This window comes from Sporosarcina cyprini (assembly GCF_022048975.1).
Taxonomy (GTDB): Bacteria; Bacillota; Bacilli; order Bacillales_A; family Planococcaceae; genus Sporosarcina; species Sporosarcina cyprini.
This window is the reverse complement of sequence record NZ_JAKMHX010000003.1, coordinates 1-550: the sequence shown is the minus strand read 5'-3', so window position 1 is coordinate 550 and position 550 is coordinate 1. Positions and strand designations below refer to the sequence as shown.

4 tRNA genes are annotated in these 550 nt (G+C 50.9%); all 4 read right to left on the bottom strand.

What is annotated here, in order from left to right:
• Positions 1-184: 184 nt before the first annotated feature.
• Positions 185-260: transfer RNA gene (locus L7D49_RS00065), tRNA-Ala, on the bottom strand.
• Positions 261-269: 9 nt separating this feature from the next.
• Positions 270-346: transfer RNA gene (locus L7D49_RS00060), tRNA-Pro, on the bottom strand.
• 11 nt (positions 347-357) lie between these two features.
• A tRNA-Arg gene (locus tag L7D49_RS00055) sits at positions 358-434 on the bottom strand.
• Positions 435-447: 13 nt separating this feature from the next.
• Positions 448-536 (bottom strand) — tRNA-Leu (locus tag L7D49_RS00050).
• Positions 537-550: the final 14 nt, after the last annotated feature.

Genomic DNA, 550 nt, shown 5'->3' with positions numbered 1-550 from the left:
CAGCGTTCGTCCTGAGCCAGGATCAAACTCTCCATAAAAGAGAAATTCGAATAGCTCGAGTTTCTTGCTGGCATCATTTAAGATGTCAATTTTGAATCCGAAGATTCGTGTTTGTCCTCTTCCCGACGAGGTCGAGTTCAGACTTTATTGTTGACGTTTTGCTGTTCAGTTTTCAAGGTTCATATGGTGGAGCCTAGCGGGATCGAACCGCTGACCTCCTGCGTGCAAGGCAGGCGCTCTCCCAGCTGAGCTAAGGCCCCATTAAAAAGTGGTCGGGAAGACAGGATTCGAACCTGCGACCCCTTGGTCCCAAACCAAGTGCTCTACCAAGCTGAGCTACTTCCCGTGAATATATAATGGCGCGCCCGGCAGAAGTCGAATCCACAACCTTCTGATCCGTAGTCAGACGCTCTATCCAATTGAGCTACGGGCGCATATATTTTTAAGTGGTGCCGAGAACCGGAATCGAACCGGTACGGTAGTCACCTACCGCAGGATTTTAAGTCCTGTGCGTCTGCCAGTTCCGCCACCCCGGCAAAATTGGAGCGGA